This is a genomic window from Serratia marcescens, assembly GCF_029846115.1.
Taxonomy (GTDB): Bacteria; Pseudomonadota; Gammaproteobacteria; order Enterobacterales; family Enterobacteriaceae; genus Serratia; species Serratia marcescens_L.
Genome location: NZ_JARVZZ010000001.1, coordinates 3,613,027 through 3,625,648, shown reverse-complemented (window position 1 = coordinate 3,625,648; position 12,622 = coordinate 3,613,027). Strand labels below are relative to the sequence as shown.

Genomic DNA, 12,622 nt, shown 5'->3' with positions numbered 1-12,622 from the left:
TGATTCATCGGCGGGACATCCCCGCGCAGTGAAGTGACCGTCGGGAAAGACCGACATCTCCAGGCGGCCGTTCTCAGGCCACATCTCTCAACCTGGGGTTAATAGCTGACGGCCGGGAAAGACCGGCACCCCATCTTCACGTTGTTATTCCTCGTCCGCTTCGCCGTTTTGCAGCAGCGCATGCTTTTTCAGCATACCGCGCAGCTGGTGATAGGTGAGCCCCAGCAGCTGCGCCGCCTTGCGCTGATTGAACCGCCCCTGCTGCAGCGCCGCTTCGATTAATGCCTTCTCCTGCTCCAACTGCCAGTGTTTCAAATCCAGCGGCAGCGGCGGTAACGCGCCGGCGTCTTCAGGAACGGGCGCGACCGGCGCGGCCTCGCGTGGCGCAAACGGGTTGATGACGATCTCATCCAGCGGGCTGTCGCTGTCGCCGTGGCGATAGACGGAACGCTCCACCACGTTTTTCAGTTCACGCACGTTGCCCGGCCAGCCATACTCGAGCAACGTTTGCCTGGCGCGCTCGGTAAAGCCGGGAAACAGCGGCAGCGCCAGCTCGCGGCACATTTGAATGGCGAAATGCTCGGCCAACAGCATGATATCGGGCCGCCGTTGGCGCAGCGGCGGCAGTTGCACCACGTCGAACGCCAGCCGATCCAGCAGATCGGCGCGGAATTTGCCCGCCGCCGCCAGCGCCGGCAGATCGTCGTTGGTGGCGCACACCAGGCGAACATCCACCCGCAGTGGCTGACTGCCGCCCACGCGCTCCAACTGGCCGTATTCGATCACCCGCAGCAATTTCTCCTGCACCAGCATCGGCGCGGTCGCCAGCTCATCGAGGAACAGCGTACCGCCGTCGGCGCGCTCGAAACGCCCCAGATGGCGCTTTTGGGCGCCGGTAAAGGCGCCGGCCTCGTGGCCGAACAGTTCGGAGTCCAGCAGGTTTTCATTCAGCGCCGCGCAGTTAAGCGAGATGAACGGCCCTTGCCAGCGGTTGGAGAGGTAGTGCAGACGGTGCGCGATCAGCTCCTTGCCGGTGCCGCGCTCGCCGATCACCAGCACCGGCTTGTTCAGCTTGGCGACCTGGGAGACTTGCTCCAAGACTTCGACAAAGGCGTTTGCCTCGCCCAACAAATTCTCTGGCTGCTCGTTCATGATGAAATTCGCCAATGTTTGGTTAAAATAATCACTCTACAGCAAGCATGCAGAGAGTCAAAAAATAATATTTGTTATTTTTCAGTAAGATAAAAGTTGGCACGGGTTTTGATTATATCTTTGGGCAAGCTGTACGACTTAACGCGGCGCTTCAGACGCCATCAGAACCAAGAGGAAGTGAATTATGGGTATTTTTTCTCGTTTTGCCGACATCGTGAACGCCAACATCAACACCCTGCTGGACAAGGCGGAAGATCCGCAGAAGCTGGTGCGCTTGATGATCCAAGAGATGGAAGACACGCTGGTTGAAGTTCGCTCTACGTCGGCGCGCGCGCTGGCGGAGAAAAAGCAGCTGCTGCGTCGCATCGAGCAGGGTGAAAACCAGGTAAGTGACTGGCAGGAAAAAGCCGAACTGGCGCTGCGCAAAGATAAAGAAGACTTGGCCCGTGCGGCGCTGATCGAAAAACAAAAGGTGGCCGATCTGATCGCCACGCTGACGCAGGAAGTGGCGACCGTGGAAGAAACGCTGGCGCGCATGAAGAGCGAAATCGGCGAGCTGGAAAACAAGCTGACCGAAACCCGCGCGCGGCAGCAGGCGCTGGCGCTGCGTCATCAGGCCGCGTCTTCTTCCCGTGACGTGCGCCGCCAGCTCGACAGCGGCAAGCTGGATGAGGCGATGGCGCGTTTCGAACAGTTCGAGCGCCGTATCGACCACATGGAAGCCGAAGCGGAAAGCATCAGCATCGGTAAAAAGAAGTCGCTGGACCAAGAGTTTGCCGAGCTGAAGGCCGACGACGCCATCAGTGAGCAACTGGCGGCGCTGAAGGCTAAGATGAACCGCTCCGAGTAAGGCGAACCGCGGCCACACGCGGAGGTGGCCGCCAATTCAGGACCCGATAAGAAGGAATAACAATGAGTGCTTTATTACTTGCCATTCCGCTGACAATTTTCGTGCTGTTTGTCGCGCCGATTTGGCTTTGGCTGCATTACAGCAATCGGCAACAGACCGGCATCCAGCTGAGTCAGCAAGAAATGCAGCGCCTGGCGCAGCTGGCGGAAGACGCCAAACGCATGCGTGAACGCATTCAGGCGCTGGAAGAGATCCTCGATGCGGAACACCCGAACTGGAGACAGTCCTGATGAGCACGACGCTGGGCAGTAAAAAGCTTTATCGCGTTCCCGAAGAAGGCATGGTGAAAGGTGTCTGCGCCGGTTTGGCCCACTATTTCGACGTGCCGGTGCGACTGATCCGCGTGATGGTGGTGCTGTCGCTGTTCTTCGGGCTGTTCTTCTTCACGCTGGTGGCCTATATCGCGCTGGTGTTCGTGTTGGACGAAGCGCCGGCCAGCCGCTTCGAAGGCGAGCATCAGAAGACGCCGCGCCAGCTGCTCGATCAGCTGGAGTATGAGCTGGGCAGCGGCGAGCAGCAGCTGCGTCAGGTCGAGCGCTACGTGACGTCCGATACCTTCGGCGTACAGAGCCGTTTCCGCAAGCTGTAACCCTTCTTGCGAGACCCGGCCTGCGCAGGCCGGGCATCTTCGCCGCCGTAATCCCGTGAATGTAACCTTAATCGTCTTGTGCCGGAGGGCATTGTCATGAATAAAATCGATGTTGCGAACACCGCCAGAACGGGTGGATTTAAACGAGGAGCGGCGGCAATGTTGAAGACATTGGCTAAAGTCATCATCATAGCGTTATTGAATTATGGCCCGGCGGGCGCCGCCGGCTGGCTGTTGAAGACCGTCGGCCGCAAACCGGTGCGCTTCGTGCTGGCGCTGGTGCTGGAACCGTTGTTCCGTAAAGGCCTGAACAAGGCATTCGGGCGTTACGTCAAGGAGAGCAATGAAACGACTGCAAAATGAGTTAACCTCGCTGGTCAACCGCGGAATGGATCGCCATCTGCGCCTGGCGGTGACCGGCCTGAGCCGCAGCGGCAAAACCGCCTTTATCACCGCCTTCGTCAACCAACTGCTGCATGTGCACAGCGGCGCGCGTATGCCGCTGTTTTCACCGGTGCGCGAAGAGCGCCTGCTGGGCGTCAAACGCATCCCGCAGCGCGATCTCGGCATCCAGCGTTTCACCTATGACGAAGGGCTGGCGCAGTTGTACGGCACGCCGCCGGCCTGGCCGACGCCGACGCGCGGCGTCAGCGAAATCCGTCTGGCGCTGCGTTACCGTTCCAATGACTCGCTGCTGCGCCATTTCAAAGACACCTCCACGCTGTACCTGGAGATCGTCGATTATCCCGGTGAATGGTTGCTGGATCTGCCGATGCTCGAGCAGGATTACCTGGCCTGGTCGCGCCAGATGACCGGGCTGCTGCAGGGCGAACGCGCCGAATGGGCCAAGCCCTGGCTTGAGCTGTGCAAGGCCTGCGATCCGCTGGCCCCGGCCGATGAAAACCGCCTGGCGGCGATCGCCCAGGCTTACACCGATTATCTGCTGCGCTGTAAAAGCGAAGGGCTGCACTTCATTCAGCCGGGGCGTTTCGTGCTGCCGGGCGATATGGCCGGCGCGCCGGCGCTGCAGTTTTTCCCGTGGCCCGACGTGGCCACGATCGGCGAATCGAAGCTGGCGCAGGCCGACAAACACAGCAACATCGGCATGTTGCGCGCTCGCTTCAACTACTACTGCCAGTCGATCGTCAAAAACTTCTACAAAGAACATTTCGTCCGTTTCGATCGGCAAATCGTGCTGGTCGACTGCCTGCAGCCGCTCAACAGCGGCCCGCAGGCATTCAACGACATGCGTCTGGCGCTGACCCAGCTGATGCAGAGCTTCCATTACGGCAAACGCACGCTGTTTCGCCGCTTGTTTTCGCCGACCATCGACAAACTGATGTTCGCCGCCACCAAGGCGGACCATATCACCGCCGATCAGCACGCCAATCTGGTGTCCTTGCTGCAACAGCTGGTACAGGAGGCGTGGCAAAACGCGGCGTTCGAGGGCATCAGCATGGATTGCGTCGGCCTGGCCTCGGTGCAGGCGACCGAGAGCGGCATCGTCGATCATCAGGGGCAACGCATTCCGGCGTTGAAGGGCAACCGCCTGAGCGACGGCGCACCGCTGACGGTGTTCCCCGGCGAAGTGCCCGCCCGCCTGCCGGGGCCGGCGTTCTGGCAGAGCCAGGGGTTCCACTTCGATGAGTTTCGTCCGCGCGCCATGAGCGTGGACAGCCCGTTGCCGCACATCCGTCTGGATGCGGTGATGGAGTTTTTACTGGGAGACAAATTGCGATGAGCGAGCCGATCAAACCGCGTATCGATTTTGACGAACCGCTGCAACCGCCGCAGGAACCGGCGTTGCGCGCCGGCGTCGCTTTCGATGCCGAGCAGGCGGAAAGCTTTTTCCCGGCGGCGCCGGAGCTGCAGCAGGAAGAGGAAGAAGGGCGCGCCGAAGGCATCATCAACGCCGCGCTGAAACCTAAACGCAGCCTGTGGCGCAAAATGGTCACCGCCGGCCTGGCGCTGTTCGGCGTCAGCGTGGTGGCGCAGGGCGTGCAGTGGGTGCATACCGCCTGGGTGCAGCAGGACTGGATCGCCATGGGCGGCGGCGTGGCCGGCGGCCTGATCGTGTTCGCCGGCGTCGGTTCGGTGGTCACCGAGTGGCGGCGTTTGTATCGGTTGCGCCAGCGCGCAGAAGAGCGCGACGTGGCGCGCGAGCTGTTGCACAGCCACGGGCTGGGGCAAGGGCGCGAATTCTGCGAGAAGCTGGCGCGCCAGGCCGGGCTGGATCAGGGGCATCCTGCGCTGCAGCGTTGGCAGGCCTCGTTGCATGAAACGCAAAACGATCGTGAAGTGGTGGAGCTGTACGCCAAACTGGTGCAGCCGGTGCTCGACAACCAGGCGCGGCGCGAAATCAGCCGCTCCGCCGCCGAATCGACGCTGATGATCGCCGTCAGCCCGTTGGCGCTGGTGGATATGGCGTTCATCGCCTGGCGCAACATCCGTTTGATCAACCGCATCGCCGCGCTGTACGGCATTGAACTGGGCTACTTCAGCCGCATTCGTCTGTTCCGACTGGTGCTGTTGAACATCGCTTTCGCCGGCGCCTCCGAGCTGGTGCGCGAAGTGGGCATGGACTGGATGTCGCAGGATCTGGCGGCGCGGCTGTCGGCGCGCGCGGCGCAGGGCATCGGCGCCGGGTTGTTGACCGCGAGGCTGGGCATCAAGGCGATGGAACTGTGCCGCCCGCTGCCGTGGCTGGAAGGGGAAAAACCGAAGCTTGGCGATTTCCGCAGCCAGCTGATCGGCCAGTTGAAAGACACGCTGAAAAAGAGCGACGGCAAGGCCAAATAACCCCCACGACGGCGCTATCAGGGCGCCGTTTTCTCAACGGCGCCAACGCCGGACGTAATCGAGACTTGACGAAAGTCGATCCCCCTGTGAGTGCGTGATAAATCTCTGCAAAATTAATTCTGGTTGTGATAACTCTCTGTTTGTAGGCTAAAATGACGCCGATGCTGTTATCCGCTTGCGTTTAAAATCAGCAACCACGGCAATAAATCGGAGTTCTGTCAACTTTTGCTGACAGACTGCTTCTACCGCCCGGTGCGAGGGAGTATCATCATCGTCAACGATCCCCGCACCTGCAGAGATAAGGCCAACACTGATGCGTTTGGAAGTATTTTGCGAAGACCGCCTCGGTCTCACTCGAGAATTACTCGATCTTTTGGTATCGCGCAGCATTGACTTGCGTGGCATCGAAATCGATCCCATCGGCCGCATTTACCTCAATTTCTCCCAGCTGGATTTCGATACTTTCCGCGCGCTGATGGCGGAGATCCGCCGCATCGCCGGCGTGACCGATGTGCGCACCGTCAGCTTTATGCCTTCCGAACGCGAGCATCGCGCGCTGCGTGCGCTGCTGGAATCGATGCCGGAACCGGTGTTCTCTATCGATATGAAGGGCAAGGTCGAGCTGGCCAACCCGGCGGCGCAGGCGCTGTTCAGCCTGAACGAAGACAAGATCCGCAACCAGACCGCCGGGGCGCTGATCGGCGGCTATAACTTCAGCCGCTGGCTGGAGAGCGAGCATACGGCGCCGCATTCCGAGCGGGTGGTGATCCGCAGCCAGGACTTCCTGATGGACATCACGCCTATCTACCTGGAAGACGAACAGCAGCAGCCGGCCGCGGTCGGCGCGGTGGTGATGCTGAAGTCCACCGCGCGCATGGGCCGCCAGCTGCAAAATTTGTCGGTGAACGACGATACCGAATTCGACCACATCGTCGCGGTGAGCGCCAAGATGCGTCACGTGCTGGAGCAGGCGCGCAAGTTGGCGATGCTCGATGCGCCGCTGCTGATCGTCGGCGATACCGGTACCGGCAAGGATATTCTGGCCCGCGCCTGCCATTTGCGCAGCCCGCGCGGCAAACAGCCGTTCCTGGCGCTGAACTGCGCCGCACTGCCGGATGACGTGGTGGAGAGCGAACTGTTCGGCCATGCGCCGGGCGCTTATCCCAACGCGCTGGAAGGCAAAAAGGGCTTCTTCGAGCAGGCCAACGGCGGCTCGGTGCTGCTGGATGAGATCGGTGAAATGTCGCCGCGCATGCAGACCAAACTGCTGCGTTTCCTCAACGACGGCACCTTCCGACGCGTTGGCGAAGAGCATGAGGTGCACGTCGACGTGCGCGTGATCTGCGCTACCCAGAAAAACCTCACCGAGCTGGTGCAGCGCGGCGAATTCCGCGAAGATCTCTATTATCGCCTCAACGTGCTGACCATCACCATCCCGCCATTGCGCGAGCGTCCGCAGGACATCATGCCGCTGACCGAGCTGTTCGTGGCGCGCTTCGCCGATGAACAGGGCGTGGCGCGGCCCAAGCTGGCGAACGATCTGGGCGGCTTCCTCAGCAAATATGGCTGGCCGGGCAACGTACGCCAACTGAAAAACGCCATCTACCGCGCGTTGACGCAAACCGAAGGCTACGAGCTGCGGCCGCAGGATATCGTATTGCCGGAGTTCGAGGTGGAGATGTCATTGGGCGACGAGGTGCTGGACGGCTCGCTGGACGACATCAGCAAGCGTTTCGAGCGCTCGGTGCTGACGCGCCTGTATCGCACCTATCCCAGCACCCGCAAGCTGGCGAAGCGACTGGGCGTTTCCCATACCGCCATCGCCAACAAGCTGCGCGAGTATGGCCTGAGCAGCCGTAAAGGCGGCGCTGAGGGCGAGGAATAAGAAAGGCGCCGTGCGGCGCCTTTAATGGGTATCCAAAGCCGGCGAACGCCGGCTTTGTTATTTCAGCGCAGCCAGCGCCGCGTCGTAGTCCGGCTCGGTGGTGATTTCGTTCACCAGCTCGCTGTACAGCACGTTATCCTGGCCATCCAGCACCACGACCGCACGCGCGGTCAGGCCTGCCAACGGGCCTTCGGCGATTTCGACGCCGTACGCCTGCTTGAATTCGGTGCCGCGCAGGGTGGACAGGGTAACCACGTTGCTCAGGCCTTCCGCGCCGCAGAAGCGAGACTGCGCGAACGGCAGATCGGCGGAGATGCACAGCACCACGGTGTTATCCAGGCCGCTGGCCAGCTGGTTGAATTTACGCACCGAAGTCGCGCAGACGCCGGTATCGATGCTAGGGAAGATGTTCAGGACTTTGCGTTTACCCGCGAAGCTGCTCAGCGCCACGTCTGACAGGTCTTTGGCAACCAGTGAGAAGGCCTTGGCCTGTTCGCCCTGCTGTGGCAGCTTGCCCGCTACGCTGACCGGATTGCCTTGAAAATGTACTGTCTGAGTCATTGCTAGATTCCTTTTACAGGTGTTTATACAAAGGGTATGAACCTGATGAAACGGTGCGCCGGTAACGGCATTTAACATCAGGTTCACACCCTGGCGCCAGTTTATGACAACCGGGGCGGATTGGATATCAAAGTTTGCTAAATAGTTGTATATATTAGGCTGTTCTATAAAACATCACCGGCGCATCAGCCTGGCTGAATGCGCAGTTTTCGCTCAGGAGCCGTTATGAGAGACATGCGTTTTTACCCGGAAGCCTGGCCGCTGCATACCGCCTTCGTGATTGCGCGCGGCAGCCGCACCGAAGCCCGGGTGGTGGTGGTCGAAATCGAACAGCAGGACGTGCGCGGCATCGGTGAATGCACGCCGTACCCGCGCTACGACGAGAGCGAGGAATCGGTGATGGCACAGCTGGCAGAGATGGCGCCGGCGATCGCACAAGGCATGACCCGCGAACAGCTGCGGGTGCAGATGCCGGCGGGCGCCGCCCGCAACGCACTGGATTCGGCGCTGTGGGATCTGGAGTGCCGCCTGCACGGGCAGAGCCTGTGGCAGCGCAGCGGCGTGACGGCCCCGGCGCATATCCGTATGGCGCAGACCGTCAGCATCGGCACGCCGGAAGCGATGGCCTTCGCCGCGCGTGAACTGGAGCAGCAGGGCGCCACGCTGCTGAAGATCAAACTCGACGATCACTATATCAGCGAACGATTGGTGGCGATCCGCGCTGCGGTGCCGCAGGCGACGCTGATTGTCGACGCCAATGAGTCCTGGCAGGCAGAAGGGCTGGCGGCGCGCTGTCAGTTGCTGGCCGATCTTGGCGTGGCGATGCTGGAGCAGCCGCTGCCGGCCGGTGACGACGCCGCGCTGGAGCACTTTATTCATCCGCTGCCGATCTGCGCCGATGAGAGCTGCCACACCCGCGCCGATCTGCCGCGGTTGGCACAGCGCTATCAGATGGTCAATATCAAACTGGACAAAACCGGCGGCTTGACCGAGGCGTTGGCGCTGGCGCAGGCCGCGCGCGAACAAGGGTTCGCTATCATGCTTGGCTGCATGTTGTGCACGTCGCGGGCGATATCCGCCGCCTTGCCGCTGGCGCCGGCGGCCCGCTTCGTCGATCTGGACGGCCCAACCTGGCTGGCGCGGGACGTCGAACCGGGCCTGGCGTTCGAATGCGGGGCGATCGTCGATATCGCCCCGTAGGGATTAATTCGGGTAGGTCAGCAGCTCGGTCATCGCGTCGATGTAGCGCTCGCTGGCGGCATCGGCGGAGATCGGCGGGAATTCGGCGGTGATGCACGGCAGCGACAGATCCGCGCACCAGCTGCCGAACGAACCGGGCGTTTCATAACCGACGCTGGTCACCAGCGGCAGCTCGAACTTATGCGCCAGCCAAACGCCGAGTCGCGAGCTGGCGGGATCTTCGATGCAGGCCAGCGGCTCATGGAACGACACCACCCAGTGCGGCTTCAGGCGATGGATCAGGTGACACAGCGCCTGAGTTTCCGGTTCGGAACCGGGGCGCCCGCCGGTGGAAAGCTTGACGTCGCGCACCGGCGCCGCGCTGTTCCAGCGGTAGACGGTATCGCCGGAGCGCCAGTTGGCGGCCGGGAAGTTGCGGTTCAGATCGACGCCGTTGGCATTGGCGCGCAGCCCCAGCTGGCAGCCGTCGGGGTTGACCGCCAGCACCACGTGGTGACGCAGTTGCTCGGGCGCAATGCTGCGCAGCGCGCAGGACAGGGTCACGATGGCGGCGCTCTCATCGCCGTGGGTGCCGGCGATGATAAGCCCAGTCTCCGGGCCGCTGACCGCCGCCGGGAAATAGAGCAGCGGCGCGCCCAGCAGCGAGCTGCCGTAATTCTCTCCTGCGACGGCCAACTGGCCACGTTCACTGCGCGGTCGATGTTCGGTCATGGTGTTGTCCCTGAGTAAAAGGCCGAGAGTCATTGTCATTTTATTCAGTGTATTACGCTTTGAGGCATCTTTCCCATCGCAATTGTGCGGCGTTTGCGCGATCTGTGACGCGGCGGCGGCGAAAACGCCAATTAAACCGCACCTGGCCTGACGCTGTTGTTATACTAACGGCAGTGCTAAGCCAATCACCCGCAAGAGGATTTAACATGCCAGTAGCCAGAATCATCGCCAGCTATAGCGAAAATGAAAATGATACCATCACGCTGCTGTGCGGCGTGGACGCTGAAAACCAGATCCGCCAGGGGGAGTGGTTCGGCGTGGTGAAAAACGACGACGGGCGCGGGGACGAATCGAACTATCCGTTCACCCTGCATATCGATTACCAGAAAGATGTCTTCTACCTTGATTACGGCTACGACGACGCCGACGCGCGTCAGCTGCAAAAAACCGATATTTCGGCCCGTCCGCTGGCTGAGAAAGGCTTTTTCACCGTGTTCGATGAAGAAGAGGGCGAAGAGTTCAGCTACCGCATCGACAGCATCCACCTGTACGACTGACGGTCGCTGCTGCAAACACCGCCCGTGCCGCCCTGCGCCGCACGGGTTTTTTTATCGCCTGAATCGCACTTTTGGCAACTTCTCGGCCGTGAGCGCTAGGCCGGACGGATCTTGTGCTATATGATAAAAAATTCAGATGGTTAACGGGGGAACATCATAATGACGGGAAGAAAAATGCAACGGGGTTTTCGTTTGGCGCTTTGCGCGGCGGCGATCGGCGCCTGTATGAGCAGCGCCATGGCGGCGCAGGTTCCCCCGGGCACCGCGCTGGCGGCCAAACAGGAAATCGTGCGCCACATTAAAGACGAACCGGCCTCGCTCGATCCGATCAAAGCGGTTGGCCTGCCGGAGGCCCAGCTGGCGCGCGATCTGTTCGAAGGGCTGGTCAATCAGGACGCCAACGGGAAAGTGATCCCCGGCGTCGCCACACGCTGGCAGACCAGCGACAACCAGACTTACATTTTCCATCTGCGCAAAGACGCGCGATGGTCAAACGGTGACCCTGTCACGGCGAAGGATTTCGTCTACAGCTGGCAGCGGCTGGTAGAGCCGAAAAATCTGTCGCCGTTCGCCTGGTTCGCACAGCTGGCGGGGATCCAGAACGCCGAACAGATCATCAGCGGCAAATTGCCGGCCGATCGCCTGGGCGTGTCGGCGCCGGACGACTACACGCTTAAAGTGCAGTTGGACAAACCGGTGCCTTACTTCGTCAGCCTGACGGCTAACTTCAGTCTGTTCCCGGTGAATAAGGCGGTGGTGGAAAAATACGGCAACGACTGGACCAAGGTCGGCAATCTGGTGGGCAACGGCGCGTTCAAACTGCAGGAGCGGGTGGTGAACGAGAAGCTGGTGCTGACGCCTAACGATCATTACTGGGATCATGCGCATACCGTGCTGACCAAAGTGACCTTCGTGCCGATCAACCAGGAATCCAACGCCACCAAGCGTTACCTGGCGGGTGACATCGACATCACCGAATCCTTCCCGAAAAACATGTATCAGAAGCTGCTGAAAGACATTCCGGGGCAGGTGTACACGCCGGACCAGCTCGGCACCTATTACTACGCGTTCAACACCCAGCGCGCGCCGACCAACGACGTGCGGGTGCGCCAGGCCTTGTCCTACGCCATCGATCGCAAGATTATCGCGGAAAAAGTGTTGGGCACCGGCGAAAAACCGGCCTATCACTTCACGCCCGACGTGACCGCCGGGTTCAAACCGGAGGCGAGTTTGCTGCAACAGCAATCGCAGGCGGAACTGGACGCGCAGGCCAAGGCGTTACTGCAGGCGGCCGGCTACGGCCCGAACAACCCGCTGAAGCTGACGCTGCTGTATAACACCTCGGAAAGCCACCAGAAGATCGCCATCGCCGTGGCCTCGATGTGGAAGAAGAAGCTCGGCATTGACGTCAAGCTGCAAAACCAGGAGTGGAAAACCTATATCGATAGCCGCAACACCGGCAATTTCGACGTGATCCGCGCCTCCTGGGTGGGTGACTATAACGAAGCGTCGACCTTCCTGTCGCTGCTGACCTCCACCCACAGCGGCAACATCGCCAAGTTCAAGAATGCGGACTACGACAAGCTGCTGGCGCAGGCGGGGCGGGAAACCAATCCCGCGGCGGTGACCGCCGATTACAACAAGATGGAGCAGATCATTGCCGATCAGGCGCCGATCGCGCCGATTTACCAGTACACCAACGGCCGCCTGATCAAACCGTGGGTAAAAGGCTACCCGATCACCAATCCGGAAGACGTGGCCTATAGCCAAACGATGTATATTATCAAACACTGATTGGGCTTATTTTCCGCCCCCGCGTAATGCGGGGGCTTTATTTTTTCGACGGTGCAACGAAGAGGGTAATTAATTTCACCACGCGATAAACCCCGTTTAATAATAAACAGGGTTGCCATCATCACATTATTTTTCGCTATTTCAGAGAGTGGTTACGCTTAGAGACAGTCCCGCATGGCATCCACTACCACCCGGCCGCTCATGTCGGTTTGGGTGATGCGATAGCTGGTGGGATAAGAGCGGCGAGTGCTGAAACGATCGTGGACGGAGACCTTGCCAATCTGCAGGCCGGCGGCGTTTTTCACCACAAACTCACTGATCTCTTCCTGGCCCTGGTTTTGCAAATGGATATTGCTGATTTTTTCCAGCGTGTCACTGGCGTTTATTTTTAAATGGTCGCGTAACATAACTACCTCCTCGTAGTGAGAAAAGTATATGCCCCTAAAATTTGCGCTGAAACAGCT

General features: G+C 60.3%; 14 protein-coding genes. 10 read left to right on the top strand and 4 right to left on the bottom strand.

Translation table 11 applies throughout. The features are described 5' to 3' along the window. Positions 1-144: 144 nt before the first annotated feature. Positions 145-1,152, bottom strand: a complete 1,008-nt coding sequence (gene pspF / locus QDT79_RS17115; RefSeq protein ID WP_063990015.1) for a phage shock protein operon transcriptional activator — start codon at positions 1,150-1,152, stop codon at positions 145-147. Positions 1,153-1,336: 184 nt separating this feature from the next. Between pspF and pspA the strand changes: the two genes are divergently transcribed. The 7 genes from pspA to tyrR all read left to right on the top strand — a co-directional run bounded on the left by pspA (position 1,337) and on the right by tyrR (position 7,335). Then, complete coding sequence (gene pspA / locus QDT79_RS17110) at positions 1,337-2,002, top strand: phage shock protein PspA (protein WP_025303000.1); 666 nt, start codon at positions 1,337-1,339, stop codon at positions 2,000-2,002. 62 nt (positions 2,003-2,064) lie between these two features. Beyond that, positions 2,065-2,292 (top strand): envelope stress response membrane protein PspB, encoded by a 228-nt coding sequence (pspB, locus tag QDT79_RS17105; RefSeq protein WP_004930553.1) that lies wholly within the window; start codon positions 2,065-2,067, stop codon positions 2,290-2,292. Continuing rightward, a complete protein-coding gene (gene pspC / locus QDT79_RS17100; RefSeq protein ID WP_004930552.1) occupies positions 2,292-2,651 on the top strand; it encodes an envelope stress response membrane protein PspC in 360 nt (119 codons plus the stop codon). Before pspB ends, pspC begins: the two co-directional genes overlap by 1 nt. A gap of 96 nt (positions 2,652-2,747) precedes the next feature. Continuing rightward, complete coding sequence (gene pspD / locus QDT79_RS17095) at positions 2,748-3,014, top strand: phage shock protein PspD (protein ID WP_031299672.1); 267 nt, start codon at positions 2,748-2,750, stop codon at positions 3,012-3,014. Then, on the top strand, positions 2,995-4,392 hold the full coding sequence (locus QDT79_RS17090; protein ID WP_107226287.1) for a YcjX family GTP-binding protein: 1,398 nt from the start codon (positions 2,995-2,997) through the stop codon (positions 4,390-4,392). Before pspD ends, QDT79_RS17090 begins: the two co-directional genes overlap by 20 nt. Next, on the top strand, positions 4,389-5,450 hold the full coding sequence (locus QDT79_RS17085) for a YcjF family protein (RefSeq protein ID WP_004930545.1): 1,062 nt from the start codon (positions 4,389-4,391) through the stop codon (positions 5,448-5,450). Before QDT79_RS17090 ends, QDT79_RS17085 begins: the two co-directional genes overlap by 4 nt. A 313-nt stretch (positions 5,451-5,763) precedes the next feature. Next, positions 5,764-7,335 (top strand): transcriptional regulator TyrR, encoded by a 1,572-nt coding sequence (gene tyrR, locus QDT79_RS17080; protein WP_063990012.1) that lies wholly within the window; start codon positions 5,764-5,766, stop codon positions 7,333-7,335. Positions 7,336-7,392: 57 nt separating this feature from the next. Here tyrR and tpx read toward each other — a convergent pair whose 3' ends face one another. Then, entirely contained in the window at positions 7,393-7,896 is a 504-nt protein-coding gene (tpx, locus tag QDT79_RS17075) for a thiol peroxidase (RefSeq protein WP_063990011.1), read from the bottom strand. A gap of 225 nt (positions 7,897-8,121) precedes the next feature. Here tpx and ycjG point away from each other — a divergent pair, with 225 nt between their 5' ends. Further along, positions 8,122-9,096 (top strand): L-Ala-D/L-Glu epimerase, encoded by a 975-nt coding sequence (ycjG, locus tag QDT79_RS17070; RefSeq protein WP_308316811.1) that lies wholly within the window; start codon positions 8,122-8,124, stop codon positions 9,094-9,096. Positions 9,097-9,099: 3 nt separating this feature from the next. Here ycjG and mpaA read toward each other — a convergent pair whose 3' ends face one another. Beyond that, positions 9,100-9,807 carry a murein tripeptide amidase MpaA gene (gene mpaA / locus QDT79_RS17065; RefSeq protein WP_063990009.1) on the bottom strand — a complete coding sequence of 236 codons (708 nt, stop codon included), beginning with the start codon at positions 9,805-9,807 and terminating at the stop codon, positions 9,100-9,102. A 206-nt stretch (positions 9,808-10,013) separates the two neighbouring features. Here mpaA and QDT79_RS17060 point away from each other — a divergent pair, with 206 nt between their 5' ends. Both QDT79_RS17060 and QDT79_RS17055 read left to right on the top strand, forming a co-directional pair. Then, positions 10,014-10,364: a hypothetical protein gene (locus QDT79_RS17060; protein ID WP_063990008.1), complete on the top strand. Its 351-nt coding sequence runs from the start codon at positions 10,014-10,016 to the stop codon at positions 10,362-10,364. Between the two features lie 159 nt (positions 10,365-10,523). Next, positions 10,524-12,158, top strand: a complete 1,635-nt coding sequence (locus QDT79_RS17055; protein ID WP_060439841.1) for a peptide ABC transporter substrate-binding protein — start codon at positions 10,524-10,526, stop codon at positions 12,156-12,158. A gap of 158 nt (positions 12,159-12,316) precedes the next feature. Here the strand turns inward: QDT79_RS17055 and QDT79_RS17050 are convergent, their stop codons facing one another. Beyond that, positions 12,317-12,565, bottom strand: coding sequence for a hypothetical protein (locus QDT79_RS17050; protein ID WP_004930507.1), 249 nt, complete (start codon positions 12,563-12,565; stop codon positions 12,317-12,319). Positions 12,566-12,622: the final 57 nt, after the last annotated feature.

What these genes read in the sequence shown, in the direction of transcription:
- pspF (WP_063990015.1), bottom strand. Translation starts at nt 1,152, where the DNA reads ATGAACGAGCAGCCAGAGAATTTGTTGGGCGAGGCAAACGCCTTTGTC.
- pspA (WP_025303000.1), top strand. Translation starts at nt 1,337, where the DNA reads ATGGGTATTTTTTCTCGTTTTGCCGACATCGTGAACGCCAACATCAAC.
- pspB (WP_004930553.1), top strand. Translation starts at nt 2,065, where the DNA reads ATGAGTGCTTTATTACTTGCCATTCCGCTGACAATTTTCGTGCTGTTT.
- pspC (WP_004930552.1), top strand. Translation starts at nt 2,292, where the DNA reads ATGAGCACGACGCTGGGCAGTAAAAAGCTTTATCGCGTTCCCGAAGAA.
- pspD (WP_031299672.1), top strand. Translation starts at nt 2,748, where the DNA reads ATGAATAAAATCGATGTTGCGAACACCGCCAGAACGGGTGGATTTAAA.
- QDT79_RS17090 (WP_107226287.1), top strand. Translation starts at nt 2,995, where the DNA reads ATGAAACGACTGCAAAATGAGTTAACCTCGCTGGTCAACCGCGGAATG.
- QDT79_RS17085 (WP_004930545.1), top strand. Translation starts at nt 4,389, where the DNA reads ATGAGCGAGCCGATCAAACCGCGTATCGATTTTGACGAACCGCTGCAA.
- tyrR (WP_063990012.1), top strand. Translation starts at nt 5,764, where the DNA reads ATGCGTTTGGAAGTATTTTGCGAAGACCGCCTCGGTCTCACTCGAGAA.
- tpx (WP_063990011.1), bottom strand. Translation starts at nt 7,896, where the DNA reads ATGACTCAGACAGTACATTTTCAAGGCAATCCGGTCAGCGTAGCGGGC.
- ycjG (WP_308316811.1), top strand. Translation starts at nt 8,122, where the DNA reads ATGAGAGACATGCGTTTTTACCCGGAAGCCTGGCCGCTGCATACCGCC.
- mpaA (WP_063990009.1), bottom strand. Translation starts at nt 9,807, where the DNA reads ATGACCGAACATCGACCGCGCAGTGAACGTGGCCAGTTGGCCGTCGCA.
- QDT79_RS17060 (WP_063990008.1), top strand. Translation starts at nt 10,014, where the DNA reads ATGCCAGTAGCCAGAATCATCGCCAGCTATAGCGAAAATGAAAATGAT.
- QDT79_RS17055 (WP_060439841.1), top strand. Translation starts at nt 10,524, where the DNA reads ATGACGGGAAGAAAAATGCAACGGGGTTTTCGTTTGGCGCTTTGCGCG.
- QDT79_RS17050 (WP_004930507.1), bottom strand. Translation starts at nt 12,565, where the DNA reads ATGTTACGCGACCATTTAAAAATAAACGCCAGTGACACGCTGGAAAAA.